Below are 25,682 nucleotides of genomic sequence, written 5' to 3'. Positions count from 1 at the left end.
TTTTTTCAACAAGAATTTTGAAAATTTACTATATCAAATATAGTCAAAGATAGAATATGCAAGACGTCATACGATTATTACCTGAGTCATTAGCCAATCAAATTGCAGCTGGAGAAGTGGTGCAACGCCCCGCTTCAGTGGTGAAAGAATTGGTGGAAAATGCCATCGATGCTGGTAGTAGATCAATCGTACTAAAAGTGAAGGATGCTGGTAAAACATTAATTCAAGTGATTGATAATGGATGCGGTATGTCTGAAACTGATGTACGTATGAGTTTTGAACGTCATGCTACTTCTAAAATTGGATCTTCTGAAGACCTCTTCAATATCAATACATTTGGTTTTAGAGGTGAAGCACTCGCTTCTATCGCTGCAGTAGCTCAAGTGGCTGTCAAAACTAGAAGAGAAGAGGATGAGTTAGGTATTTTATTAGAAATAGAAGGTTCAGAGGTAAAAAATCAAGAACCAATCAGTACTCCTAAAGGAACTGCATTTTCTGTAAAAAACCTTTTCTTCAATGTTCCTGCAAGAAGAAAATTCTTAAAATCGAATCCTGTTGAATTAAAACATATCATTGATGAATTCCAAAGAGTGGCATTGGCTCACCCTGAAATCTCAATGACTATGATTTCTGAAGATAAAGAAATTTATAACCTCAGAGCTGGAAATATTGCAAAGCGTATTGTTTCCATGTTCGGCAAATCTTATCAAGAACAACTTTATCCTTGTCAAGAGGATTTGGGAGTAATCAAAGTAAAAGGTTATATCGGGAAGCCTGAAAATGCCAAGAAAACACGTGGTGAACAGTTTTTCTTTGTCAATGGAAGATACATTAAGCATTCGGCATTAAACCATGCAATCATGACTGCTTATGATACTATTCTTCCTGAAAATCATTTTCCTTTCTACCTTTTGTTTATTGAATTGGATCCTGCCAATGTCGACGTGAATGTTCACCCTACAAAAACAGAGGTGAAATTTGCAGACGAAAGAACAACTTATGCAATTGTTAGTGCTGCTGTAAAACAAGCATTGGCTAGCTATGGCGTTGCGCCTTCAATTGACTTTGGTATTGACGTCAACTTTGCAAAAGACGAAGAAAAAGGACCAATGCTATCTTCTACTCCTCCAAGTATAGATAGTATTGAAATTTCTTCTAATCTTCCAGACTTACCTCCCCCATCGGAAAGTAATTCAACTACTTTCTCCGATAATATTGGTAGTACTTCTACTCCATTAGATGATTTTGTGGTCAATGTTCCTTTTGATCAGGGAAGTAATGGAGAAGATTTTGTAAAAGTTTCTTCTCGATTGAATTCTTGGAGTGATAAAGAAGCGGGAGATATGCCTGATTTCACTCCTTGGAACCCTGATGAAGAACAAATTTCTTCTAACAATTTCTCGACCTCTGAAACTCCTGATGAACCGATCACATACAGCTCAAGGGCCAATGATATAGATCAGTCTGTTGAAAAGCTTTCTGATAATGTAGGTTTTCCTTCTGACAATGTAATTCCTACGCAATTACATCAGAAGTTTATCATGTATCAGGTTAAATCAGGTGTTATGCTCATGAATCAAGAAGCAGCACATGAGCGTATTTTGTATGAGAAATTCCTTTTACAAATTGATAATTCTTCAGGTGTATCACAACAGTTGCTTTTCCCTAAAAAAGTAGCGTTGAATCCTTCTGACTTTGTATTATTTACTGAATTTTCTCCTGAAATTACTGCTTTAGGTTTTGGTTTTTCAATGGAAGAAAATAATGAGATTCTAATCAAAGGCATTCCGGCCATTATACAAGGCGGTGATGAACAAGAAATCCTAGAAGAACTACTTGAGCAAGTAAAACACAATCAAGAATTGCGTCTTTCTGCTAATGAAAACATTGCGAGAGCATTAGCAAAAAGAGCTTGTATCAAGAGTGGTCAGGTATTAGAATTACAAGAGATGAAATCTATGATTGAACAACTTTTCTCTTGCGAGTCACCAAACTACACTCCTGACGGAAAGAAAACAGTTGTATTAATGGATACCGCTCAAATTGAGGGTTTATTCAATATCCGCTAGTTCAACAACTGATCAATAGCTTCTGCTAAATCCCTATCTTTTTCTGTAACAGTATTACCTGCATCATGCGTGGTGAGGTGAATTTCTACTGTATTCCAAACATTCGACCAATTAGGATGATGTTGATGCTGTTCTGCTAAAAACGCCACCCTTGTCATAAAAGCAAAAGCTTCTGAGAAATCTTTAAAAGTAAAAGTTTTCTGAAGTTTACTGTCTTTTTCTATCCAACTCATTTCTAATAATTTTTGTATCAAAAGTATTGTAAACTTTAGGTCATATTAAACCATAAATAATAGACCCAACAAATAGTATTACTATAACTAAGCTAATACCTACATGTTTCAAATTAGCTAACGCTTCTTTGTCATTATTAATTACAGTTGTATAGTAAATACTAGAAAAAATTATCCCTGTAGTGAATAAACTAATTGAGTTATAAGCTTCCTTGGGAATAAAATCTAATCTATTTAATAGTATAATAAAGAGTTGAATTGCACAAGCAAAAATAAAAGGAGCATTTTCTTTATTGACTCTGTTTTGATCGGGTTTTACTTTTTCTGGTTTTACCATAATGAAGGATCGTAAATATGAGTAATAGCTTATTTGTAATGATAGTCATTTTTATGAGTTCAAACAAAAAAACCGACACCCTAAGGTATCGGTTTCTTTGAAAGCAAATTGCTTTATTTATATTCTAGTGTTTGAAATGACGAACACCTGTCATTACCATTGCAACACCATTGTTGTTACAGAAATCAACTGAATCTTGATCTTTGATCGATCCACCTGGTTGAATTACAGCTTCAATTCCTTCTTTTTGTGCAATCTCTACACAATCAGGGAATGGGAAGAATGCATCTGATGCCATTACAGCTTCTGATAAATCAAACCCAAAGCTTTTCGCTTTCAAGATTGCTTGATTCAATGCATCTACTCTTGAAGTTTGACCAACACCACTTGCAAACAACTGACCATCTTTCGCTAAAACAATAGCATTCGATTTAGTGTGCTTACAGATTTTGTTCGCGAAAAGTAAAGCGGCAGTTTGAGCATCCGAAGGTGCTTTTTCAGTTACCGTTTTCAAGTCCTCCCAAGTTTCAGTCTGAAGATCTTTGTCTTGAGCCAATACACCATTCAATAATGACTTGTATTGAACTTTACCAACAGTTACTTCTTTTCTGTTAAGGATGATACGGTTTTTCTTACCTTTTAATAGTGCTAAGGCATCTTCTGCAAAACCTGGAGCGATTACTACTTCACAGAATAATTTGTGAATTTCTTCAGCTGCTGCTAAATCAATTTCTTTATTACTGATCAATACACCACCGAATGCAGAAACAGGATCACAAGCTAATGCTTTTACATAAGCATCTTTGATATCACTACCTAAAGCAACACCACAAGCATTTGTATGCTTCAAGATTGCAAATGCTGCACCTTCTTCAGCAGGGAATTCGTCGATCAATGCTACTGCAGCATCAACGTCTACTAAGTTGTTGTAAGAAAGTTCTTTACCATTTAACTGGTCAAACATTTCTGACAACTCACCGTAGAAAGTTCCTTTTTGATGAGGGTTTTCACCATAACGAAGTGTCTTAGCAGAACGCTCAGATACTTTTAAGCTTGGGATTTCTTCTTCCTCTTCAGCTACCACACTATTGAAGTACTCAAAGATTTTTGAGTCATAGTGAGATGAGATGTCAAATGCTTTTGCAGCGAAACGTAAACGATCTTTAAGATCTGTTGCTCCGTTTTTCTCTGATAAGATTTGAGCTACTTCATCATACTGCTCTCTAGAAGATACAATTAAAGTATCTTTATAGTTCTTAGCAGCAGCACGGATCAAAGAGATACCACCAATATCTACTTTTTCTACGATTGCTTGATGCTCAGCTCCTGAAGCTACAGTCTCCTCAAATGGATATAAGTCTACGATTACCAAATCAATGTTTGGAATATCGTATTCTGCAATTTGAGCTTGATCTGTTTCGTTGTCTCCTCTATTAAGGATACCTCCAAAGATTTTAGGGTGCAAAGTTTTAACACGTCCTCCAAGGATAGAAGGGTACGAAGTTAAGTCTTCAACAGCCGTTACTTCGGCTCCTAGTTCTTCTATAAAACTCTGTGTGCCACCTGTTGAATAAATTGTGACACCATTTTCTTGTAACAGTTTTACAATTGGCGCTAGATTGTCTTTGTAAAAAACCGAAATGAGTGCTGACTCGACCTTTTTCATATTATATTATTGATAATCTTTGATTTGTGATTATAGCGCGAAATTAATCATTTCAAGTTTAAAAAAAGACTGAAGAAATAAAAAAGACCAAAAATTATAGTATTCTATCTATAATTTTTAGTCTTTTTGATGAATTAATTATCAAGTTTAGATTAATTCACTTTCTTTTTCACCTACTGAAAAAGTTTTATGAAGTTCTATTATTTGTGGAATCAATAAAGTAGAGTCATCATTATTTAATCTATAATCCGCTAGATCAAATAACTCCTCTTCCTTTTTTTGTTTCTCAATGATATCTTCAATTTGCTTTGCTGACCTGTGATCTCTAGCTACTACCCTTTGAATTCTTTTTTCAATAGGCGCATCAACCACAATAACTTTGTCCATCTTTTTATAGTTACCATTACTAAACATCAATGCTGCTTCTTTTACAACATAAGGATGTTTTTTTAACTGAATCTCAACCCAGTTTTCATAGTGAGTAGCTACCCGAGGGTGAACAATTTCATTGATAGCTGTTAGCTTTTTTTGGTCATTAAAAATCTGATTCGCTAAATACGTACGATTTAGTTTACCATTTTCTAAGTACGCTTCTTCTCCAAAAACCTCTTTTATTTCATTTATAATTTCTGGGTCTTCGGTCATAAGCATCTTAGCACTGGCATCTGCATTATAGATAGGTGTTCCCAATACTTTGAAAACTCTACATATAAAACTTTTACCAGCCCCAATACCGCCAGTAATTCCTACCTGCATGTTTAATTTAATTTCGTTTTTCGCACTCTAAGGTGCTTCGGTGAGAGTAAAATGTTCTCGTAATTGTCGTTGTCTAAAAACACCTTTGGTGTTACCGTAGAATCTGCCCAATTAATATCCTTGAAGTCAACAACCACAGGGATAGAATCAATACTATTGATTAGGTCTTCTCTGATGATATAGCTAATATAAACATCCTTTGGATCTAATAAAAATGTTGAATCTTCTAGTTGAGGAAAGTTTACTCTTAAAATACGTGTTTTTTCTGTTGAAGAGATAAAATAGTGTACATCAAATTGTACTTTCACCTCATCGTACTGCGAAACTACTAATCGTTTTTGGTTTTTAAAAGGTGTTTCTATCGGTATGTATTCATTTAAATCTTCTGCAATCGGTTCCACATCATCGGAACTTAACAGCAATACATCAGGGTATTTTGCTAGCTCTGTAGCTGGCCCTCTAAAAGTAACACTATCCGGGGTCACATTAATTTTTCCTACCCTCCTATAACCATTTTGAAAATGAAAAGACGAAGAATCAATCTCTATTGCTAACCTTTTGTTGGTCAAAGTATCATAATCAAATGATAAGGTATCTTCTAAAATATAGTTGACTTTTAGTCCTTTTAGTACCTGAGATAATTCCTTCAATAAAAACTTGCCTGCCAAGTATTTTACAGAAACTGGATCCTCTAAGTTGATCGTCAACTTACTTTTACCAACACCTATTGATTTTGAAAGTAATGTCCATCCATTTCCTGTCGCATTGACGCTCACATATTGTGGAGGCTCCTGCAAAGCAACTACATTGTCTTCTTTTACCTTTACATCAACGGGTATTTCAATGGTAGACGTATGATCATCATTTAATGAATGGAAAATCCAAAAAATAAATGCTGTCATAAAACATATCATCATAGCACTCCAATCCCAAGTTTTCATCTCTTGGAAAAAGGTACTATCTTCTATGAGTTCGTCCAGCTTTTTTTTTGACCACTCAATAAGTTTTTCAAAATCAGGGATGTGATATTTCTTATTATCAGGCATATTCTAATTTAAGACCTCTCAGAGCATGTTCCAAATTTGCTCTTGTAAACTAAGGAAAGCTAATTCTTATTTATTCAATACTGCAATGTACTGAAAAAGAAAAGCCGTTGCACAATTTAATTTGTACAACGGCAGAAAATTTATTTCAACTACTTTAGGAAAAAGTTATTCCTTAAGCTTTCTTTTCTTTTTTAGGACCGAAAACAATGTTTGTATTTTCAGCAGAAATTGAAGACTTTTCAAAAGTTACTTTAACGCCTCTATCAATTTCTAACACAACTGAAGAAGAATTTACTTCATATACTTTTCCGTGCATTCCACTTACAGTCACTACCATCTGACCTTTCTTTACCGCATCAGAAAACTTTTGTTGCTCTTTTTGTTTCTTTTGCTGTGGTCTTATCATAAAGAAGTAGAATACAGCTACCATCCCCACGATAAAAATCAAGTTCATAATATTAGCTGACTGTCCTGCAGCTTGTAAAAGTATGTTCATTGTAAGCATAATGTAATTTTATTTATATGAGCCACAAAAATACAAACCTCTACTAGGTATATTTCCTAATAGAGGTTTTTTTTTGTGAATTATCAGAAAAAAGAAGGAATTACATTGAAGCTTTCTCTTCTTTAGGATTCACCTTAGCTCTGATTGTTACTACATCCATACCATCTTCTACATTGGCACTGATTGTAACTCTTTTCACTTGTGTTCCTTTTTTATGAGCACTGTTGAATGTCACTGTTAATTCAGCTGATTCACCTGGCGCTAATGGTTCTCTACTCCAGTTAGGTGCTGTACATCCACAAGTTGTTCTAACGTTTGTGATTGTCAAAGGCACTTCACCTTCATTCGTATAATTAAATACGTGTGTAACTTTATCGCCTTCTGTAATTTCACCAAAATCAAATTCTTTTTCTGTGAATTTAAATTGAGCTAATGGACCTGTTGGGGCACTTGGTTGTTTTACTTCCTCAATTTTTGCTTGAGTTGCATCTGCAGTAGACGAAGATTCCGATTTCTTCTCTCCACATGCTACCATTAATAATGTTAAGGCTAGAACTGAAAGTGCTTTTATAAATTTCATTTTTCTAAAAAATTAGATTTTACCTAGTAACTGATTTTTTATTGTAGGAATAAAGTTAAGAATAAAATTAACATTACTTACTTCACCTCGAGACACAATTATAAAAAACTTTTTGATGAAAAAAGGCAAGGAATTCAAAATTCCTTGCCTTCAAACTAGAATATATTAAAATTATTCATTGTCATCCTCTAAAACAGGCTCGGCGATACTCTCTTTAATAGCATCAACTTCTCCCATTAATTCTTCAGCACGCTTGATTGCATCATCAATCACTTTTTGACCTTCAGATTTTGCAGCTGTAACGGCAATGTTTCTTTCTTCCATTAAGTCTTCTACAAGATCTTCTAAATCTTCACGATACTTATCTAATTTATACGAAAGACGTTCTCTAGTATTTCTTCCTTTATCTGGAGCGAATAAAACGCCTAATAAAGCACCTGCTGCAGCACCGGCAACAAAGCCTAAAAATGAATTTCCACCGTTTTTTGCCATCTTAAAAGTAATATTGTTTAATTATTTGTTATCTAGTAAGCCTTTCCCACTCTTCTTAATCTTCCCTTCGTTTTGAAGCTCTTCAGAGATTGAATCTAACATACCGTTGATAAACTGCCAACTTTTTGGCGTACTATATTGCTTAGAGATCTCAATAAACTCATTTATGGTCACTTTTACAGGAATATTTCTGAAGTTTAACATTTCTGCCAATGCCATGTTGATCAAGATACCATCTACTTTAGCAATTCTATCAACAGCCCATTTTTTGGATTTGCTTTCGATAATTCCTTTGAAGCTTTCCTCTTGATTTAAGGTATAAGTGTAAAGATCTTCGAAGAATTCCTTATCCTCATCCCAGTTTTTAGAGATTGATAAGATTTCAGTCTCTTCTCCTTCACTTAAGTTTTTCACTGTCTTCAACACCATACTTCTAAGTATTTTCTTGTTTTCAGACCAGTTCAAATCTTCCGCTTCAAATGTAGATTCAATTACCTCATTTTTAAAGATGAAGTCTCTAACAATTAAACGTAATATTTCCTGCTGTGTTTCAAATGAATTTGATTCTTTTAAAAGATCTTCAATTTGAGAAATAATCTCTTCATCCTTCTTAAGAGTTCTCAACCATTCCAACACTCTTTCATCATCCTCAATTCTTCTTAATTTCTTTTCAGAAAGGATTTCATTTAAAGCAGCATCTTCTCTTAATAGTTTAAATGCATCATTGTTGTAGAACCAATCCACAAACTTCTGATCCATTTCCATGTTTCTTGCACCTCTTTCTGCTTTACGTTCTAATTCTTTTTTAGAAAGAACAGAGATATCAATGATATACGATAACAGCTTCAAGTATTTTGTAAATAATTGCTCTGTTTCAATGACCATTCTTTTTCTGAATTCCAATTGATCATTGGATACTAAATCTTCATAGTGACTTCTCGCATTAGAAGCTACTTTTAAAAGCTTAGCATCTAGGTTTTCTGTTGAAGCCTCGGCATCTTCATCCACATAGTTATTGAAATACTCAATTACCTTTGCTTGCTCTTCATCAATTCTAGCTTTCTCTTCTTGGCCTAACTCCAAAAATTCTTCTCTGAATTCTGCTTTGATTTTATCAATCGTTAATTCTTTGTTAGAAGCTTTACTTTGCTTAAATGCATAAACGCTTTGCATCACTTTGATGCGTAATAACCTTCTGTTGAGCATGGATTTATATTTTTTCCTAAAACCTAAAGAACATTTACTATTAGTTGACGATAACATTCAATTGAAAGTTCATATCAATCAACTTTATTAAGAGAGTATGTTATATAAATTGTGTGGAAAAGGGAATAATATAGATGGGATTCTCTTTCAAACAGCAAACAAACATACTCTAAGATACTATCTAATTATGGCATTTCATACATGATAATCAGATATTTAAGTATACTTAAAGATGAGATGTTTGTTTTACAAGTTTTTGATTTTGCTTGATGAACAAAGCGTAACTTCCCCTTTAATGGTACTTGGAATGCAATAAAAAAAGGCTAGTCTTTTACGACTAGCCCTACTTGGTAGCGGGGACCAGACTCGAACTGATGACCTTCGGGTTATGAGCCCGACGAGCTACCAACTGCTCCACCCCGCACTGTTTTTCTTAAATGCTTGGCAAAAGTAGAGGTTTATTTTTTACCAACCAAATAAACTTTCAATGTTTAAAGTTAACATACTATAATGCAGACTAGTAAAATTAAAAATAAATATTTTTCACTACATTTTAACCGCTATAGAAAGTATAGAAATGGATTTCGCACCGTTTTTCATCAAAGTGTTTCCTAAAGACTCCACGGTAGCTCCAGTCGTTAACACATCATCTACAATCAAGATATTTTTATCCAGAATCATTTTTTTGTCTGGAATTGCAAAGACTTCTTCCATACTTTTCAACCTTTGTTCTCTTGTTTTCTTCGTTTGAGATGTGGTATACTTCATTCTTTTCACTGCATCTTTGCCATACTCCACACAAGTAATGCCTGATATTGATTGACACAAAACATCAACTTGATTATACCCCCTCTCCTTGTATCGTTTTGGATGTAAAGGTACCGGTATCATCAAATCAAGGTCTTCAAAAAAAGTTTTCTTATCATGATCCAAATAAAAGTCTGTGATCCATTTTCCAATATTCTGATTTCCTTTATACTTTAAATCATGAATTAAACTCTGGACTGCCGATGTATTCTCAAATACAAAAAATGAAGCTGCTTTCTTTAATGGCATTCGGAACTGAAATTTATTAGTGATATAGTTTTTATCAGAAATCCCCCAACTGAATGGGTAGCTAATAATGGTAAATTGACATTTGAAACAAAGTGTCTCCTCTCCTTCTTTTAGAAGCGAATCACAATGAACACATGTCTTCGGAAAAAGACCATAGAAAATAAAATCAAAAAGTTTAGTAATATTATGCATTGAAAAAATAATTAGTTTGAATATGTCGCTCTAAGTAGACAGAAAAAGTAACTTAATCATAAGATTACTCTATTTTTGGGATAGTAATACTACTAAATAGATTGTACTCAAAAGTACAGTAACTAATTGTGCTTACTCTTCATTTTTGTTGTGCTACTAATGTAGTGAAATATTCAAAGAGATAAATAGAATAAAGTTGGAAAACGAAGATTTAGAAAATATAAAAATTGAGTGGTCTCGATTAATCAGTGTTTTAACTGAAGTATTTGATAAACAGCCAAGTGACTTGAATAGTATCTTATTTATGATTGGTGTACAGGAATTAGGAAAAGGTCCTATTCCATTTTCTAAAGAAGAAAAACAAGACCTGATACATATTGCCACTTGTAAAGTATTAAGCTATTCTGGTTACTATGAATTAGAAGGGCTGGACAAGGAAGGTTGGCCTCATTGGAAACTTCTAAAAAAGATCCCTTCTATGGATCTATTGGCTCAAGAGCAACTCATGAGATGGCATATCTTAGAGTATTTTAAAAATGAAACGGACCTATTAGATTAGATAAATGAAACTCATATCTTATAATGTAAATGGCATTCGAGCAGCTTTAAAAAAAGAACTCGACCAATGGGTAGCCAATGTGAACCCAGACATCATCTGTCTTCAGGAAGTAAAAGCAAATCCAGAACAGGTTGATCTGACAATTTTTGAAGACTTAGGTTACAAACATGTCTACTGGCATTCGGCTGAAAAGAAAGGGTATAGTGGAGTCGCTATTTTATCAAAAATCCCTGCAAAGTCTACTAAAATAGGCATGGGAATTGATATATACGACAATGAAGGAAGAACGATACTGTGTGAGTTCGATAATTTCACTTTAATCAATACATATTTTCCCTCTGGAACGTCTGGAGACGAGAGACAAAGTTTCAAGTACAGCTTTTTAGATGATTATTATAATTATATAGAAAGTTTAAAAGCAGATTATAAAAACTTAATTGTGTGTGGTGATTTCAATATCTGTCACAAAGCAATTGATATTCATAACCCTGAAAGAAATAAAAACACATCTGGCTTTCAACCTGCAGAAAGAGCATGGGTTACGAAGTTCATTGAAGAAGGAGGTTTTGTAGATGCTTTCAGAAAATTTGATCCTAGTCCCGGTAAGTATAGTTGGTGGACCTATAGAGCAGGAGCTCGTGGAAAGAACTTAGGTTGGCGCATTGATTACTTTATGGTACAGAATGAATTTGCTAGTCAATTAACAAACGCTGTATTGCATAATGACGCTTTCCATTCTGATCACTGCCCTGTAGAAATTGATTTTTGAAATAAATTTCATAAATAATTGGTCTTTTGTAGGCAAATGATCAATTTTTTGAATATTTTTAGTCTTGTGCATATTAGATGTATCTCTTTCAAAATAAATGATTAATCCTAGTTATACACTTTGTGTAACTGTAACAAATAGAAAATTTCATTGCAGATGAAAAAGCTAATAGCTATTACATTCTCTTTATTGACTTTATTGACCTTCACAGGTTGTACTCCTGGCGATTCTGAAAACAATTCGGAAGAAAATACTTTAACCCCTGCAAAAGGAAATAAGTATTACGGAGGAGTCTTTAGAGTGAATGAATCTGAGTATATCAAAAACTTATACCCTCTTAGTATAATTGATATTTACTCTTACAGAATTGCATCTCAGATTTACGAAGGGTTATTTAAGTTTGATCAGCAAACACTCCAAGTAACTCCTAGTCTTGTAGAAAGCTATGCAAAATCAGATGATCAGCTAGTTTATACTTTTAAACTTAAAGACAATGTCTTCTTTCATGATGACAAGTGTTTTGAAGATGGAAAAGGTAAGAAACTGACAGCTCAAGATATTTTCTATAGTTTTAATCTTATCTGTACTTATAATAAGAACAATCAGTATGCTCATTTATTTACGGACATCGTTGTAGGTGCTGCAGAGTATTATAATGCTACAAAAGAAGATTTATCATTTATCAGAACACCAAAAGGTTTAGAAGGAGTATCAGGTTTTAAAGTAATTGATGAACATACGTTTGAAGTTACGTTGATTAAGCCTAACTCAATGTTCTTATATAACCTTGCTAGGCCAGGTGCTTTTATCTTCCCAAGAGAAGCTAGAGAGTTTTATGGTGATGATATGCGTACAAAATGTGTTGGTACAGGTCCTTTCCAAATTGCATCTGTAGATGAAGATATTAGTATTATTCTTTCTAAAAATGAAAACTACCACGGTACTGATGAGTATGGAAACAAGCTTCCATTCTTAAAAGCAATAGTAGTTTCATTTATCAAGGATAAGAAAATTGAATTTTTAGAGTTTAAGAAAGGTGAATTGGATATGATGTATAGAATCCCAACGGAGGATATCATTGACATTTTAACTGAATCAGATGAAAGCTCTGCAAATTACAAATACCGTTTGCAAAGAGTTCCTGAGATGTCAACTCAATTCTTAGCTTTAAACAATCAAAGTAAAATTTTCAGTGATGTCAATGTTAGAAAAGCATTTAACTTTGCTATCGATAGACAACGTATCCTAGAATACATCTTAAATGGTGAAGGATATATGGAAGGGTATAATGGTATAACTCCTCCTGTATTCAAAAACTATGATATAGGTGAAATCAGAGGTTACTCTATGAACATTGACTCTGCGAAGTATTATTTAGCAAAGGCAGGTTATCCAAACGGTAAAGGTTTTCCAAAAATCACTTTGGACTTAAATACTGAAGGGGAACAATACAGTAACGTTGCTTTAGAAGTGAAAAAACAACTGAAGGATCAACTGAATATCAATATTGAATTGAAATTCTCTCCTTTCGCTCAGATTGCAGAGAAGAGTATTATGGGTAGATATGATTTCCTACGTTTAGCATGGATTGCTGACTATCCAAGTCCAGAAAACTACTTATGGGCTTACTACTCTAAAACATTGCCTGAAAATCCAAATGAGAAATCATGGCCAAACTTAATTCGTTACAAGAATCCTAAGTTTGATGTTGAATATGAGAAAGCATTAGCAGCTACTACACAAGAAGAAGCATTGAAGCATTTTATGAAAGCTGAGCAGATTCTAATGGCAGATGCACCTTTCATTGTACTATGGTATGACGAAGGATATAGACTAATTCAACGCTCGGTACAAGATTTTCCTAATAATGCGATGCAATATCGTGATTTCAGTGCCGTTTATTTTGACAAAACTAATTAATATTAATTATATTACTATAGATTAATAATAAGACTGATTTTATTGTAAAATCAGTCTTGTTTTTTCAAAGAGTAAAGGGTTTTTGCCCTATTTATTTAAAATTAATTTATAGCCCATGTTCGAAAGTAAAATCAAAGCCTACAAACAAAAGCTGTATAGGAATGCAATTCTAAAGGGAGCAATTCTAACGTTTGCCGCTGTTCTGGGTTTGCTTTTACTTTTTAGCGTTTTAGAGTATCTCAATAATTTTGGTACCACTACAAGAACAATTCTATTTGGGTTATACATCTCTACTTTTGTTTATACCTTATTTATTTGGGTATTAAAGCCTGTAGCGAAACTGAATGGTATTAGTAATCGAATCTCTGATGAAAAAGCCGCTGAAGAGATCGGAAAGTACTTTCCAGAGATTTCTGATAAACTTCTTAATACCATCCAACTTCAATCAGAAGCAAAGAAGAATAGCCTCATTCAAGCAACTCTCGAACAAAGAGATAAGCAATTTTCTCCTATCAATTTTACATTAGCAATTTCCTACAAAGAGAATTTAAGATACTGGTATCAATACTTACTACCAGCTCTTTGTATTTTATTGGGCATATTACTGATCAAACCTCAGGTTCTTACAGAAAGTACTCCTAAAATTGTTCAGTTTGATAAAGAATTCCTACCTGTAGCTCCTTTCTCTTTTGAATTAATCTCTTCTGACTTAGATGTATTCAAGGGTGATGACTTCGAGTTAAGAGTAGAATTAAAAGGTGAAGCCATTCCTAATGATGTTTATATAGAAACAGATAAAGGTTCTCTTATCAAATTAGAGGCCTCTACTCCAGGTTTCTCATTTAATCATACTTTCAAAAAGCTACAACACCCTATCAGGTTTCGATTTAAAGCTGCAGGATACTACTCTAAGGAGTTTAAAATGAACATGCTAACAAGACCTAGTCTTTCAAAGTTTAGTGTTCAAATAGAGTATCCTAGATACACCAACAAGAATAATGAAACAATAGCCAATACAGGAAACTTATTAGTTCCTGAAGGTTCTAAGATAACTTGGCTTTTTGATACAAAAACAGCTGATTCTATTAGACTTTACTTTAAAGAATTAGTCATTAATCAGAATGCAAAGAATATTGATGACAATGTATTCAAGTTTGAATACACTTCAAGTAACTCAACGGAATACAGTGTTACTCTTTCAAATATTTATGGTACCAACAAAGACAGTATATCCTATTACCTTAATGTCATAAAGGATCAATACCCAAGTATCAGTATGCGTCAGTATCAAGATACAGTGATGTACGACTACTTGGTATTTGGTGGAAATATTGGTGATGACTACGGTATTACTCGATTAAGAACGAGATATAGAATAAAAAGAAAAGATGATAAAAAGGCTCCTAATACTTTTGAGAAAATTGATATTCCTTTTAATAGAAGAGCTATTGATCAAAGTTTCTACTATCAATTACAAACGGATCAGTTCAACTTAAAAGAAGGTGATAAGTTAGAATACTTTGTGGAAGTTTATGACAATGACGGAGTGAATGGAAACAAAAGAAGTAAAACACCTTTGTATACTTTTCAGTTACCTACGTCAGAAGAAATTGAAAAAGATCTAGAACAGACAAAAGAAGAAACGAAAGATCAACTGGAAGAAACGCTTGCTAAAGCAGATCAATTAGATCGTGATCTAAAGAAATTAGAAGAAAAGCTAAAAGGTAAAAGACAACTGACTTGGCAGGATAAAAAAGATATTCAAAAATTAATCGAGCAGAGAAAAGCTTTAGAAAAGGAAATTGAAAATCTTCAATCTCAAAGTCAGGAGTTGAAAGACAAACAGAATAAATTTTCTGATCAAGATAAAAGTACAGCTGAAAAGTCAGAACAGCTTCAGAAAATTATTAATGATATCAATGATGAAGAGACGAAGAAACTTTATGAGGAACTAAGTAAACTCATGGAGCAAAATCACATTAATCAATCTCTTCAGGAAAATTTGAAGAATATTGAAAAGCAACAGAAGAATCTTAAGCAGGAATTAGAACGTACGATAAAGCTTTTCAAAAAACTTCAAATGCAGCAAAAGGCAAATGAAGTTTCTAAGAAATTAGAGGACCTTGCCCAAGAACAACAAAAGCTTGCAAAAGAAACAAAAGATTTAGAAAGCAAAGAAGAAGAAGCCTCTTCTGAAGAACAGAAAAAAGAAAATGCAGAAGAGAAGAAAGAACTTGTTAAAAAACAGGATGAGTTGAATGAAAAGTTTGATAAAATCAAACAAGAAATGGATCAACTTCGTAAGATGGATAAAGAAGAACGAACAAATCAAGACTTCGAACAATTTACCCCTAATGAGAGATCTATTTCGAAAGAACAACAAAATGCTTCTGAACAATTAAAACAGAATCAGAAAAAGCAAGCCCATCAATCGCAGAAAAAAGCAGCCAATAAAATGCAGCAAATGGCGAAGCAGATGCAGCAAAGTATGCAGTCTGCAGAGATGGAACAGATCAGTGAAGACCATGATGCTTTAAGGCAAATCATGGAGAATTTGATCAAACTTTCCTTCGATCAGGAAAATCTGATGGAATCCTTTAAGGAGGTTAGAAGAATTGACCCTAAATTTGTGGAATTATCACAAACTCAACTTAAATTGAGAGATGATTCTAAATATATAGAAGATAGCTTAGTTGCACTATCAAAACGAGTATTCCAAATTGAATCATTCGTCACTAGAGAAGTGACAGATATGAATAAATATATGGATGAAAGTTTAGATGCCATTAAGAGACGAGTTCCAGAAGTGGCCGCAAGTAAGCAACAGTTTTCTATGACCTCAATTAACAATCTAGCTTTGTTATTGAGCGATATTTTAGATAATATGCAACAGCAAATGAGTCAGAGTATGGCAGGGCAACAGATGAATCAAAAGCAATCATCGTCCTCCCCTAGTCCAAGTCAGATGCAACAGCAATTAAACCAACAGATGGAAAACTTAAAGAAAAGTGGGAAGTCTGGGAAGGAATTATCCAAAGAACTTGCTAAACTTGCAGCACAACAGGAAATGATCCGAAATGCTTTAAAACAAAGTATGGGTAAAGGTCAGGAACAGATGCAAGGAAAGGATAAAGGTGGCAAAGATGGTGAAGGTACTGGAGAAGGAGATGCTTATAAAAAAATCCTTAAGCAAATGGAACAAACAGAAGATGACTTGGTCAACAAGCGTCTTACTGATAAGCTAGTAAAAAGACAGAAAGAAATTTTAACTAGAATGCTTGAGTCTGAAAAGGCGAAAAAAGAAAAAGGAAAAGATGAAGAAAGGAAAGGTGAAACTGCAAAACAACAAAAGCAGATTCCACCGCCAGATAGTTTTGATGAGTACTTAAAACAAAAGGAAACTCAAATTGAATTACTGAGAACAATTCCAACTTCATTAAATACCTACTATAAGCAGGAAGTGAATAAATACTTTGAAAAGATAAAAGATTGAAATGCCGAGTAGCACAATGAATAAGCCATTCAAATTAAAGATACCTTCGTTAATAGAAAACGTTCGTATCGCAGAGAGTTTTATCGACCAAGCTCGTGACGAGTTTAATTTTAATGACGACATCTATGGTAACATTATGATTGCTGTAACTGAGTCGGTCAACAATGCAATCATTCATGGTAACAGAAATGAAAAAGAAAAGAATGTACATTTAGAATTAGATGTATCTGATAAAGAAATTTCATTTACTGTAGAAGATGAAGGAAAAGGTTTTGACTATGATAGTCTCCCCGATCCTACTGCTCCTGAAAATTTAGACAAGCCAGGTGGTAGAGGCATTTTCTTAATTAAACATTTAGCTGACGAAGTAGAATTTTCTAACGAGGGGAAAGCAATTACGCTAAGATTTTATATTTAATGGATAATATTACTTTTTTCAATGAAGACATTGATTTTACAGTTCAGAATGCTGATGAAGTAAAACAGTGGATTCATGAAGTAATTACAAAGTTTAACTTTGAGTTGATTGAGGTCAACTACATCTTATGTTCTGATGAATATCTACATAAAGTAAATGTTGAGTATTTAGATCATGATACTTATACTGACATCATTACTTTTGATAATTCAGAATATGAAAATGAAATTGAGTCTGACATTTTTGTAAGTATTGATAGAATAAAAGAAAATGCTTCTTCTATTGGTACTTCAGAAACAGATGAATTACATAGAGTCTTAATACATGGAATTCTTCACCTCCTTGGTTTTAAAGATAAATCCGAAGAAGAAGCTAAAAAAATGAGAGCTTTAGAAGATGAACAATTAGGCATTAGAATTGAAAAATTGAAAGCTTAGTTTTTTACTTTTATCAAAATATTTAATGTTCCACGTGAAACACTTTGAGATTATAAGATCTGATTTGTTCCACGTGGAACTTTTTGGTTTATAAGATTTAAGATTAGATCATCAGTAGATGTGAATGTTAGTTGATGTTTCACAACTGGTATATTCAATGATAAAATAAGCTTATCTCATTGTTAGAATAAATTGAAAACAGTTCAATAAATCAATTTCAATATTGAAAATGAGAACATGTGTATGAAGAATTATTAATAAATGTATACCTAAAGAATAAATACATCTTTTCATTTATTATCTTTGCACTGCTTTACTAGTTACTACCTATCTGTTAATCAAAGTTTAACTAGTAAACAATTCAATGACTATTTCAGTTTTATAAAATTGAAAATGAAATAGTAGACTACTAAGACTCTTTAGTAGTTTCCACAAAAAGAAAAACATGTTCCACGTGGAACTTTAAAATAAGGAGAAAGAATGTATCCATCTTATGACGTTATTGTAATTGGCGGAGGACATGCTGGATGTGAGGCTGCACATGCTGCTGCAAACCTTGGATCTAAAGTATTACTGATTACAATGAATATGCAAACCATCGCTCAGATGAGCTGTAACCCAGCTATGGGTGGTGTTGCTAAAGGACAAATAGTAAGAGAGATTGATGCTCTTGGAGGAATGTCAGGTATTATCACAGATAAGTCTATGATCCAATTCAGAATGTTGAATAGATCAAAAGGACCTGCTATGTGGAGCCCAAGAGCACAGAGTGATAGAATGTTATTTGCTCAAGAGTGGAGAGATGCTTTAGAAGCTAATCACAATGTAGATATATGGCAGGAAATGGCTACCGAAATAGTAATGGAAGGTGATAAAATCACTGGAGTTAAAACTAGTTTGGGAGTTGTTTTCAATACCAAATCTGTTGTACTGACAAACGGTACTTTCTTAAATGGCTTGATTCATATCGGTGAAAAGCAATTTGGAGGTGGACGTAGTGGCGAACATGCGGCTAAAGGTTTGACAGAACAATTAGTACAATTAGGTTTTGAAGCAGGCAGAATGAAGACCGGAACTCCTCCAAGAGTTGATGGCCGTTCATTGAACTGGGAGAAAATGCAAGAGCAGGCAGGTGATGAAAACCCTGAGAAATTCTCTTTTTCTGACAGTACTTCTACACTAACAAAACAACGTAGCTGCTTCATCACTTATACTAGTAATGAAGTGCATGATATCTTGAAAACTGGCTTCGATAGATCACCAATGTTCAACGGTAGAATCCAGGGTTTAGGTCCAAGATACTGTCCTTCTATTGAAGATAAAATCAACCGCTTTGCTGAAAGAGATCGTCATCAGATCTTTGTGGAGCCAGAAGGATGGAATACTTGTGAAATGTATATCAATGGTTTTTCTACATCACTTCCTGAGGATGTACAGTACAAAGCACTTCGTAAAATTGAAGGTTTTGAAAATGCAAAGATGTTCAGACCTGGTTATGCCATTGAATATGACTTCTTCCCTCCTACCCAACTGAAGGCGACTTTGGAAACGAAGCTTGTAGAAAACCTTTATTTTGCGGGTCAGATTAATGGTACTACAGGTTATGAAGAAGCAGCTTCTCAAGGTTTAATGGCAGGTATAAATGCTCACAATAAGATCAATGAAAGAGAGCCTTTCGTATTGAAAAGATCGGAAGCTTATGTCGGTGTTCTTATTGACGACTTGATCAACAAAGGAACAGAAGAGCCATATAGAATGTTTACGTCTCGTGCGGAGTATAGAATCTTATTGAGACAAGATAATGCTGACTTAAGATTAACGCACTTAGGCCATCAATTAGGTCTTGCTTCTGATGAACGTTTTGAAGCGGTTCAGAAGAAAAAAGAGCAAATTGAAAAAGCTACTGAAGTCTTAAAAGAGACGAGTGTGAAGGTTAGTAATGCCAATCCTCATCTTGAAGAAAGAGGTTTACAAACAATGAATCATGGTTTGAAAGCTGATAAATTCTTGAAGAAAACGAAGGTAGATATGGCTCTGACCTTAGAGAGTGCTCCTACTCTAAAAGAAGCTTTTGAAGGTTTTGGAGAGAAAGCACTGGAAGAAGTTGAGATCCTTTTGAAGTATGAAACCTACATTGAGAAGGAAGAAAAGATCGCAGAGAAGTTAACTACTTTGGAGAACTATAAGATTCCTGAAGGATTTGATTACAAACAAATCAATGCGTTATCAGCTGAATCAAGAGAAAAGCTAACAAGAGTTGCTCCACTTACATTAGGACAAGCATCGAGAATTTCAGGTGTTACACCTGCTGATGTTACCATCTTAATGGTGTATTTGGATAAGCAAAAAGCTTAGTTATTTCGAGATCAAAAAAAATAATATATTTTTAGATAAAAGGCATATTTCTTTATAGAGATATGCCTTATTTTGTAAGTGCATTTTTTGTAACGAAGAATAGAGTTACAATTCTGCTTTTACTGAAAAATATGTCTTAGAAAGTCTATCATAATGAACTTAACCTTAAGAATAATAATTTCTGTATATATACTTTTTACAGTGTATGCTTGTGCTGTCATCTCCTCTCCTACCGGAGGTCCTAAAGATGAAATTCCTCCAAGGTTTGGTGCCAGTACTCCATTCAACGGACAAACAAATGTGGATACCACTAAACTAAAGATCACACTTTATTTTGATGAATATGTACAGGAAGAAAAGTTAAGACAGAACTTAATTATTACCCCATACAAACCCACTTTTCAATACAAATCTAGGTTTGCCAGAAACAAAGTTATCATCAACGTTTTAGATACTCTTGAACAGGATATGACTTATTTCTTTGACTTTGGAAATTCGATAGTCGATGTTACTGAAAAAAATCCGGCAAAGAATGTTCGTTTTTCATTTAGTACAGGAGATTATTTAGACTCGCTAGAAGTAACAGGGCAAGTAAGAGATTTACTTACAGACGAACCTATTGAAGGTGCAATTATCGCTTTGTACGATCCTTATGATTCTCTTGATGTCAACACAGATCCACCCGTTTATTTCTCAAGAACAGTTAAAGATGGTCTTTTCATTTTAGAAAGATTTAAACCCGGCTACTATAAAGTTTATTGTATTGATGATACAAATGGAGATTACAAATACACTTTAAGAGAAGAACGAGTTGGCTTCTTTAGCGATTCTATTCTCTTGGATAGAAATGTTGATGATGTACAATTATTCGTGAGAGATTATGATTTAGTACCTTTCAACTTTAAGAGTGTCAAAGTTGAAAAAAAGGAAGACCTTCTAGTGAAGTTCAATAAATTCGCTGTTGAATATGATATCGAATTCCCAGAAAAAAATTCTTACACTGATAGTATTTTTCATCAAGATCAAAAAGGAGAAATCAAACTAATCTATATCGGTGAAAGAGATATGGAAGATTCATTAAGAATGACAGGATATGCCATTGACTCTATTGATCAACGAATCGAATTTGATACAATGATTATGTTCCCTAGTAAAGCTGAAATAAAAGCGGAAGAGCGAAAAGAAAAAAATAAAAAGAACGGTGGTTTAATTGGTGGAGCTTTAAAATCAATCGGTGATGCTGTAGGTGTTACAGAAGAAGAAGAAGAGGAAATTATAAGAATTAAATTCGATAAAAAAATACCTGAAGATAGTGATCTTATTCCTGAAGACAGTGTAGAGATCGTTTTAGAATTTCCTTTACCAATGAAAGAATGGAATCTTGATAGTATGTATTATGTATATAGTGAAGACACTACAAGATTAGATAGTATTTTAATTGATAAAAACTTAGAATTTAATTTTAATCACACTGAAGTTAGTTTTCCTAAATTTTATGCAGACTCTGCCTTTAGTTTAATTTTTACAGATAATGCTTTCGTTTCCGTAAAAGCAGATTCTACACAAGCTAAAACACTTAACTTTACGATTAAAGAATTAGATAAATATGGAATTGTAGAAGGTCAAGTGGTAGGAAGTCATGAAAGTTTCTTTGTGCAGTTAGTAACATCAAAAGGAGAAGTGATCCAAGAAGTACAAAATGAAAGACTTTTTTCTTTTGAATATGTGAAGCCAGGAACTTATGGTATCAGAGTTTTAATTGATGAAAATAATGACGGTGTCTGGTTCCCTGGAGATTTTGAAAATAGAATTCCTCCAGAACCTACAGCTTTCTTCCCTAAAGAAATTAAAGTTGAAGCAAACTGGGAAATCAGAAGAGAAGATACTATCATTAATACAGACAAAATATAAAATAGAAATTCAGCATAAAGAAAGTGAGCAGAGATGTTCACTTTTTTTTTGATCAAAAATTTAATGAAAAGAAAAATCAATTCTATACTACTCTTTTTATTTTCTTATAAAATCAACTCTCCACTTTTCTTTCCTATCATTTATGAAGGATAAAATGGTAATGTGTAGTGGTTCACTAAGACGTTGCAATGCAACTTCCCTACAGCACTACATTTTATAAGATAATTATATAACCCTTGACTTTTTTGCTTCGCTTTTGTGTTAAGACAAAATGAAGAAGAAAGAAGGTTAAAAGTATATTCTATAAATACTTATTGAAAGTTGACGATAATCTAGACTGTTGGAAATAAAAAAATTCTTATGATCTATAATGATACTATCTCTTATGATTTGTACTAGTGGAGGTTTTATCATTTCAGTTTAATTATACTCCTTGACGAAAAAGTTATCCCCAATAGATGATCGCATAGAAATGAAAACTAAAAACTGTATGATAAAGTAGACCTAATCATTGAGGTATAAACTACAGTTGTGAACAATGAATAGATTCTACACAAAAATTAAATTCAAAATCATCAAAAAATAAACAAAGTCTCATATAAGTGTGAATAACATTTTATTGTTTATTATTCTTATCAATACATTTAATAATAAAAGGTTTCACTACCCTATAATTAGCCTTTACATAGTCAAAAACAGCAATTTTTAGCTAAGCCTGTATAAATCAGTAGCATAAGAAATAGAACTATAATATAATCTTAATTCTTATTTACTAACATTAAATATTGAATTTTGTGAACAACTATTGAGGTTATCAACAGACTTATAAACATATTGGTGATTTCAAGCAATATTCACCTATTTATACACAAATAATGGTATAAATTATGACATTATAAACATATTAAGTATCTGATTATCTGATATTTAATGTAATAATATTCAAAATTATAAACATATAAACAAAAACCTAATTCACAGTATGTATATGAGTTAGCATAAAATTTCAAGAATTGATAAGGAAGATAGAGGCTAAATGCATACAGAGAAGTATAGAGTTACAGGCTGTGAAATAAGAAAATGATAGTGTTGATAAATCTTCTAAATGCGCTGTTATTTTTAGGCGCAAAAATGATTGATAAATGAACAAAGTATGTATATTGATAATAAGCTTAAGAGTTATTCACTGTAATTATCCTATTTGGCTAAAAAATTGGACATTAAAGATATTTATTCATAAGTTATCCACATTATTCACACGATTTTTACACAAAATTGTGATTAGTGAGTAAAATGTTGAATAAGCGTTGATAATATCCACAGTAATTCACAAATGGCTCTTATTCACACTATTCACAAGGGTGTTCATAAAGTGATGTGATTAAAAATGGCGCTTTTAAACACACCAATTAACTGAATAACTTCTGAGTGAATAATGCTGTGAATACTGTTGAAAAGCGCTATAAATCTTTGTTTTTGAATAGTTTAGGCGGTTTATAAGGCATTAGTATTAATGTTTATAAGTAAGGAAAACCTGTTGGTATGTAGAGTTATCAACTTATAAACACCCCTAATAATAATAAAAGAGAATTTTAAATTTTTATTTTTTTATAATCTATTAAAGAGTGAAATGTTGAAAACCTTATTTGGTCAAAAAAAAACGTATCTCTATTTTTTCCTTTGTTTTATTATTTCTCAAATCAGTTGGGGACAAAGTAAAACAGAAGAGAAGTTAAACTTAGCCCAGGAATATTATAAAACGGAAGAATTCGACAAAGCCCTTGAATTGTACAGGGACTTGATTAAGAACAAAGAACTGCTGGGACAAATCCATGAAAACTATTTAGATCTACTTTTAAAAAAAGAAGAACTCAAGGAAGCTGAGAAGTATTTAAAAAAACTATCCAAGAATAATCCTGACAATTCCATGTACAATGTGGATTACGCTAGGGTAAAGTTGATAGAAAAAGATACCCTTGCAGGAAACAAGATCATGGAGACGTATATTAAACAAGTTGCCAACAATACAACAAAGCTAAGGTATGCAGCTTTGTACTGTATAGATTTGGGATTGTATAACTACGCTGAACAATGCTACAGAGTTGGTGAGAAGAACCAAGGAGAGACTTTTTACTACGAGCTGGCTGATCTTTATGCCAACTGGGGGAAGTACGAACAGATGATCGATGAGTATATGCAGCTTTTGTCAGTGAAGCCTGATCAGCTTGAATATGTTGAAATGGCCTTACAAGACCGTCTAACGACAGAAGAGAAGTTTGAGCTTATAGAACCACAGTTACTCACAATGGTGCAGAAGAACGCAAATATGACGGTATTCAACGAGCTGATCGTTTGGTATTACTTACAGCAGAAGAAGTTCTACGCTGCATTTATACAAGCTAGAGCGTTAGATAAACGTCTTCGACTAGAAGGATATAAGATTTTAGAAATTGGTCGACTGGCTAAAAACAATAAAGATTATAAAAATGCCTCTAAGATTTTCCAGTATTTGGTGGATCGCTACAAAGAGTATGCAGTATACCCAATGTCAAGAAAACTGTTGATAGAGACCAAAGAGGAGATCATTAAGAGCACCTACCCTATTGATAAAGATCAGATCAATTCATTAGTGAAAGATTATCAACAAATTATTGATGAAATTGGTGTAAACGGTCAGACAGGAGATGCTTTGAGGAATATGGCGTTGCTTCAAGCATTTTATTTGGATGAAAAAGAGAAAGCAATTGTGGAATTAAAAGAACTTATCAACAATCGATCAATTCCAAAGTCATTAGTTTCACAAGCGAAGCTAGATCTTGGGGATATCTATTTGCTTCAAGACAATCCTTGGGAAGCTTCTTTACTTTATTCACAAGTAGCCAACAGTAATCGTGAAATGACGATTGGACACATTGCAAAATTGAAAAATGCAAAGCTGCATTACTACACGGGAGATTTTCTATTGGCACAGTCACAATTAGATATTTTGAAATTAGCCACTTCTAGAACGATTAGTAATGATGCTATGGCACTATCTATGTTGATAAGTGACAATTTAAACCTCGATACCACTTCTCTAGCTATGGAACAGTATGCAGCGATTGATTTGTTGGTATTTCAAGGAAAATATCTGGAAGCCATAGAGAGTTACGAACAAATGTTAGTAAAATTCAAAGGACACCGTTTATCTGATGAAATTCTTTGGGAAAAAGCACATTTGTTAATAAAATTGGGGAATTATGAACAAGCCACTGAACCTTTAAAAGAAATAGTCGAGTTTTATGGCTATGATATTCTCGCTGATGATGCACATTATCTCTTGGGAATTATTTATCAAGATCATCTCAATGATAAAGAATCAGCCATGAACTACTTCAAGGATATTCTGATTAAGTTTAAAGGTTCAAGCTATGAAGTTGATGCTCGTAAACGATTTAGAGCATTGAGAGGTGATAACGTGAATAAATCATAGATTAAAGCACATTCTCATTTCATTTTGTTGATAAATTCTTTTTTTAGATCGTTTTTATTCGATTGTTGTCAACAAGAGGTTTATAATTTCTTCAAATAATTAAAAAATCAAGAATTTATTCAGAATGATGTGAGTAAGTAATTGAAAATCGATGTTTATAAGGTCATTTTCACAATTCACATTATAAAATATACAGAATAAGCATTTTAT

Annotated in this window: 20 protein-coding genes and 1 tRNA gene; 10 read left to right on the top strand and 11 right to left on the bottom strand. The window is 33.3% G+C overall.

The window, feature by feature from the left end; translation table 11 throughout:
* The first annotated feature begins 56 nt into the window (after positions 1 to 56).
* Complete coding sequence (gene mutL, locus IC221_RS18360; protein ID WP_188170361.1) at positions 57 to 2,069, top strand: DNA mismatch repair endonuclease MutL; 2,013 nt, start codon at positions 57 to 59, stop codon at positions 2,067 to 2,069.
* Here the strand turns inward: mutL and IC221_RS18355 are convergent.
* The 11 genes from IC221_RS18355 to IC221_RS18305 form a co-directional block, all read right to left on the bottom strand.
* Positions 2,066 to 2,320, bottom strand: a complete 255-nt coding sequence (locus IC221_RS18355; RefSeq protein ID WP_188170381.1) for a 4a-hydroxytetrahydrobiopterin dehydratase — start codon at positions 2,318 to 2,320, stop codon at positions 2,066 to 2,068. The two genes, mutL and IC221_RS18355, sit on opposite strands and share 4 nt — an antisense overlap.
* 22 nt (positions 2,321 to 2,342) lie before the next feature.
* On the bottom strand, positions 2,343 to 2,639 hold the full coding sequence (locus IC221_RS18350; protein ID WP_188170360.1) for a hypothetical protein: 297 nt from the start codon (positions 2,637 to 2,639) through the stop codon (positions 2,343 to 2,345).
* Positions 2,640 to 2,763: 124 nt separating this feature from the next.
* Positions 2,764 to 4,305 carry a bifunctional phosphoribosylaminoimidazolecarboxamide formyltransferase/IMP cyclohydrolase gene (purH, locus tag IC221_RS18345; protein WP_044206201.1) on the bottom strand — a complete coding sequence of 514 codons (1,542 nt, stop codon included), beginning with the start codon at positions 4,303 to 4,305 and terminating at the stop codon, positions 2,764 to 2,766.
* 147 nt (positions 4,306 to 4,452) lie between these two features.
* Positions 4,453 to 5,061: a dephospho-CoA kinase gene (gene coaE, locus IC221_RS18340; protein WP_188170359.1), complete on the bottom strand. Its 609-nt coding sequence runs from the start codon at positions 5,059 to 5,061 to the stop codon at positions 4,453 to 4,455.
* 2 nt (positions 5,062 to 5,063) lie between these two features.
* The gene (locus tag IC221_RS18335; protein ID WP_188170358.1) at positions 5,064 to 6,107 is read right to left on the bottom strand and encodes a hypothetical protein; all 1,044 of its coding nucleotides are present in this window, start codon (positions 6,105 to 6,107) and stop codon (positions 5,064 to 5,066) included.
* 172 nt (positions 6,108 to 6,279) lie between these two features.
* The gene (yajC, locus tag IC221_RS18330) at positions 6,280 to 6,603 is read right to left on the bottom strand and encodes a preprotein translocase subunit YajC (RefSeq protein ID WP_044206262.1); all 324 of its coding nucleotides are present in this window, start codon (positions 6,601 to 6,603) and stop codon (positions 6,280 to 6,282) included.
* Positions 6,604 to 6,712: 109 nt separating this feature from the next.
* A complete protein-coding gene (locus tag IC221_RS18325; protein WP_044206193.1) occupies positions 6,713 to 7,192 on the bottom strand; it encodes a DUF1573 domain-containing protein in 480 nt (159 codons plus the stop codon).
* Positions 7,193 to 7,363: 171 nt separating this feature from the next.
* Positions 7,364 to 7,684, bottom strand: coding sequence for a YtxH domain-containing protein (locus IC221_RS18320; RefSeq protein ID WP_044206191.1), 321 nt, complete (start codon positions 7,682 to 7,684; stop codon positions 7,364 to 7,366).
* Between the two features lie 21 nt (positions 7,685 to 7,705).
* Positions 7,706 to 8,890, bottom strand: coding sequence for a transcription antitermination factor NusB (gene nusB / locus IC221_RS18315; protein ID WP_188170357.1), 1,185 nt, complete (start codon positions 8,888 to 8,890; stop codon positions 7,706 to 7,708).
* Positions 8,891 to 9,238: 348 nt separating this feature from the next.
* Positions 9,239 to 9,314 (bottom strand) — tRNA-Met (locus IC221_RS18310).
* A 122-nt stretch (positions 9,315 to 9,436) separates the two neighbouring features.
* Complete coding sequence (locus IC221_RS18305) at positions 9,437 to 10,138, bottom strand: ComF family protein (RefSeq protein WP_188170356.1); 702 nt, start codon at positions 10,136 to 10,138, stop codon at positions 9,437 to 9,439.
* 196 nt (positions 10,139 to 10,334) lie between these two features.
* On the opposite strand from IC221_RS18305, the gene IC221_RS18300 reads away from it, so the two are divergent.
* The 9 genes from IC221_RS18300 (at position 10,335) to IC221_RS18260 (ending at position 25,472) form a co-directional block, all read left to right on the top strand.
* A complete protein-coding gene (locus tag IC221_RS18300; RefSeq protein WP_188170355.1) occupies positions 10,335 to 10,697 on the top strand; it encodes a hypothetical protein in 363 nt (120 codons plus the stop codon).
* Positions 10,698 to 10,701: 4 nt separating this feature from the next.
* On the top strand, positions 10,702 to 11,466 hold the full coding sequence (locus IC221_RS18295; RefSeq protein ID WP_188170354.1) for an exodeoxyribonuclease III: 765 nt from the start codon (positions 10,702 to 10,704) through the stop codon (positions 11,464 to 11,466).
* A gap of 156 nt (positions 11,467 to 11,622) precedes the next feature.
* On the top strand, positions 11,623 to 13,386 hold the full coding sequence (locus IC221_RS18290; protein WP_188170353.1) for an ABC transporter substrate-binding protein: 1,764 nt from the start codon (positions 11,623 to 11,625) through the stop codon (positions 13,384 to 13,386).
* A 115-nt stretch (positions 13,387 to 13,501) separates the two neighbouring features.
* Positions 13,502 to 16,879, top strand: a complete 3,378-nt coding sequence (locus IC221_RS18285; RefSeq protein WP_188170352.1) for a DUF4175 family protein — start codon at positions 13,502 to 13,504, stop codon at positions 16,877 to 16,879.
* Position 16,880: 1 nt separating this feature from the next.
* Positions 16,881 to 17,297 carry an ATP-binding protein gene (locus IC221_RS18280; protein WP_223241425.1) on the top strand — a complete coding sequence of 139 codons (417 nt, stop codon included), beginning with the start codon at positions 16,881 to 16,883 and terminating at the stop codon, positions 17,295 to 17,297.
* Positions 17,297 to 17,734: an rRNA maturation RNase YbeY gene (gene ybeY, locus IC221_RS18275; protein WP_188170351.1), complete on the top strand. Its 438-nt coding sequence runs from the start codon at positions 17,297 to 17,299 to the stop codon at positions 17,732 to 17,734. The genes IC221_RS18280 and ybeY overlap by 1 nt, the downstream gene beginning before the upstream one ends.
* 480 nt (positions 17,735 to 18,214) lie before the next feature.
* A complete protein-coding gene (gene mnmG / locus IC221_RS18270; protein WP_188170350.1) occupies positions 18,215 to 20,089 on the top strand; it encodes a tRNA uridine-5-carboxymethylaminomethyl(34) synthesis enzyme MnmG in 1,875 nt (624 codons plus the stop codon).
* A gap of 153 nt (positions 20,090 to 20,242) precedes the next feature.
* The gene (locus tag IC221_RS18265; RefSeq protein WP_188170349.1) at positions 20,243 to 22,000 is read left to right on the top strand and encodes an Ig-like domain-containing protein; all 1,758 of its coding nucleotides are present in this window, start codon (positions 20,243 to 20,245) and stop codon (positions 21,998 to 22,000) included.
* Between the two features lie 1,630 nt (positions 22,001 to 23,630).
* Entirely contained in the window at positions 23,631 to 25,472 is a 1,842-nt protein-coding gene (locus tag IC221_RS18260; RefSeq protein ID WP_188170348.1) for a tetratricopeptide repeat protein, read from the top strand.
* Positions 25,473 to 25,682 lie beyond the last annotated feature (210 nt).

The sequence above is a fragment of the Flammeovirga sp. EKP202 genome (assembly GCF_014534745.1).
Lineage (GTDB): Bacteria > Bacteroidota > Bacteroidia > Cytophagales > Flammeovirgaceae > Flammeovirga.
This window is presented reverse-complemented; position numbering and strand designations above follow the sequence as displayed.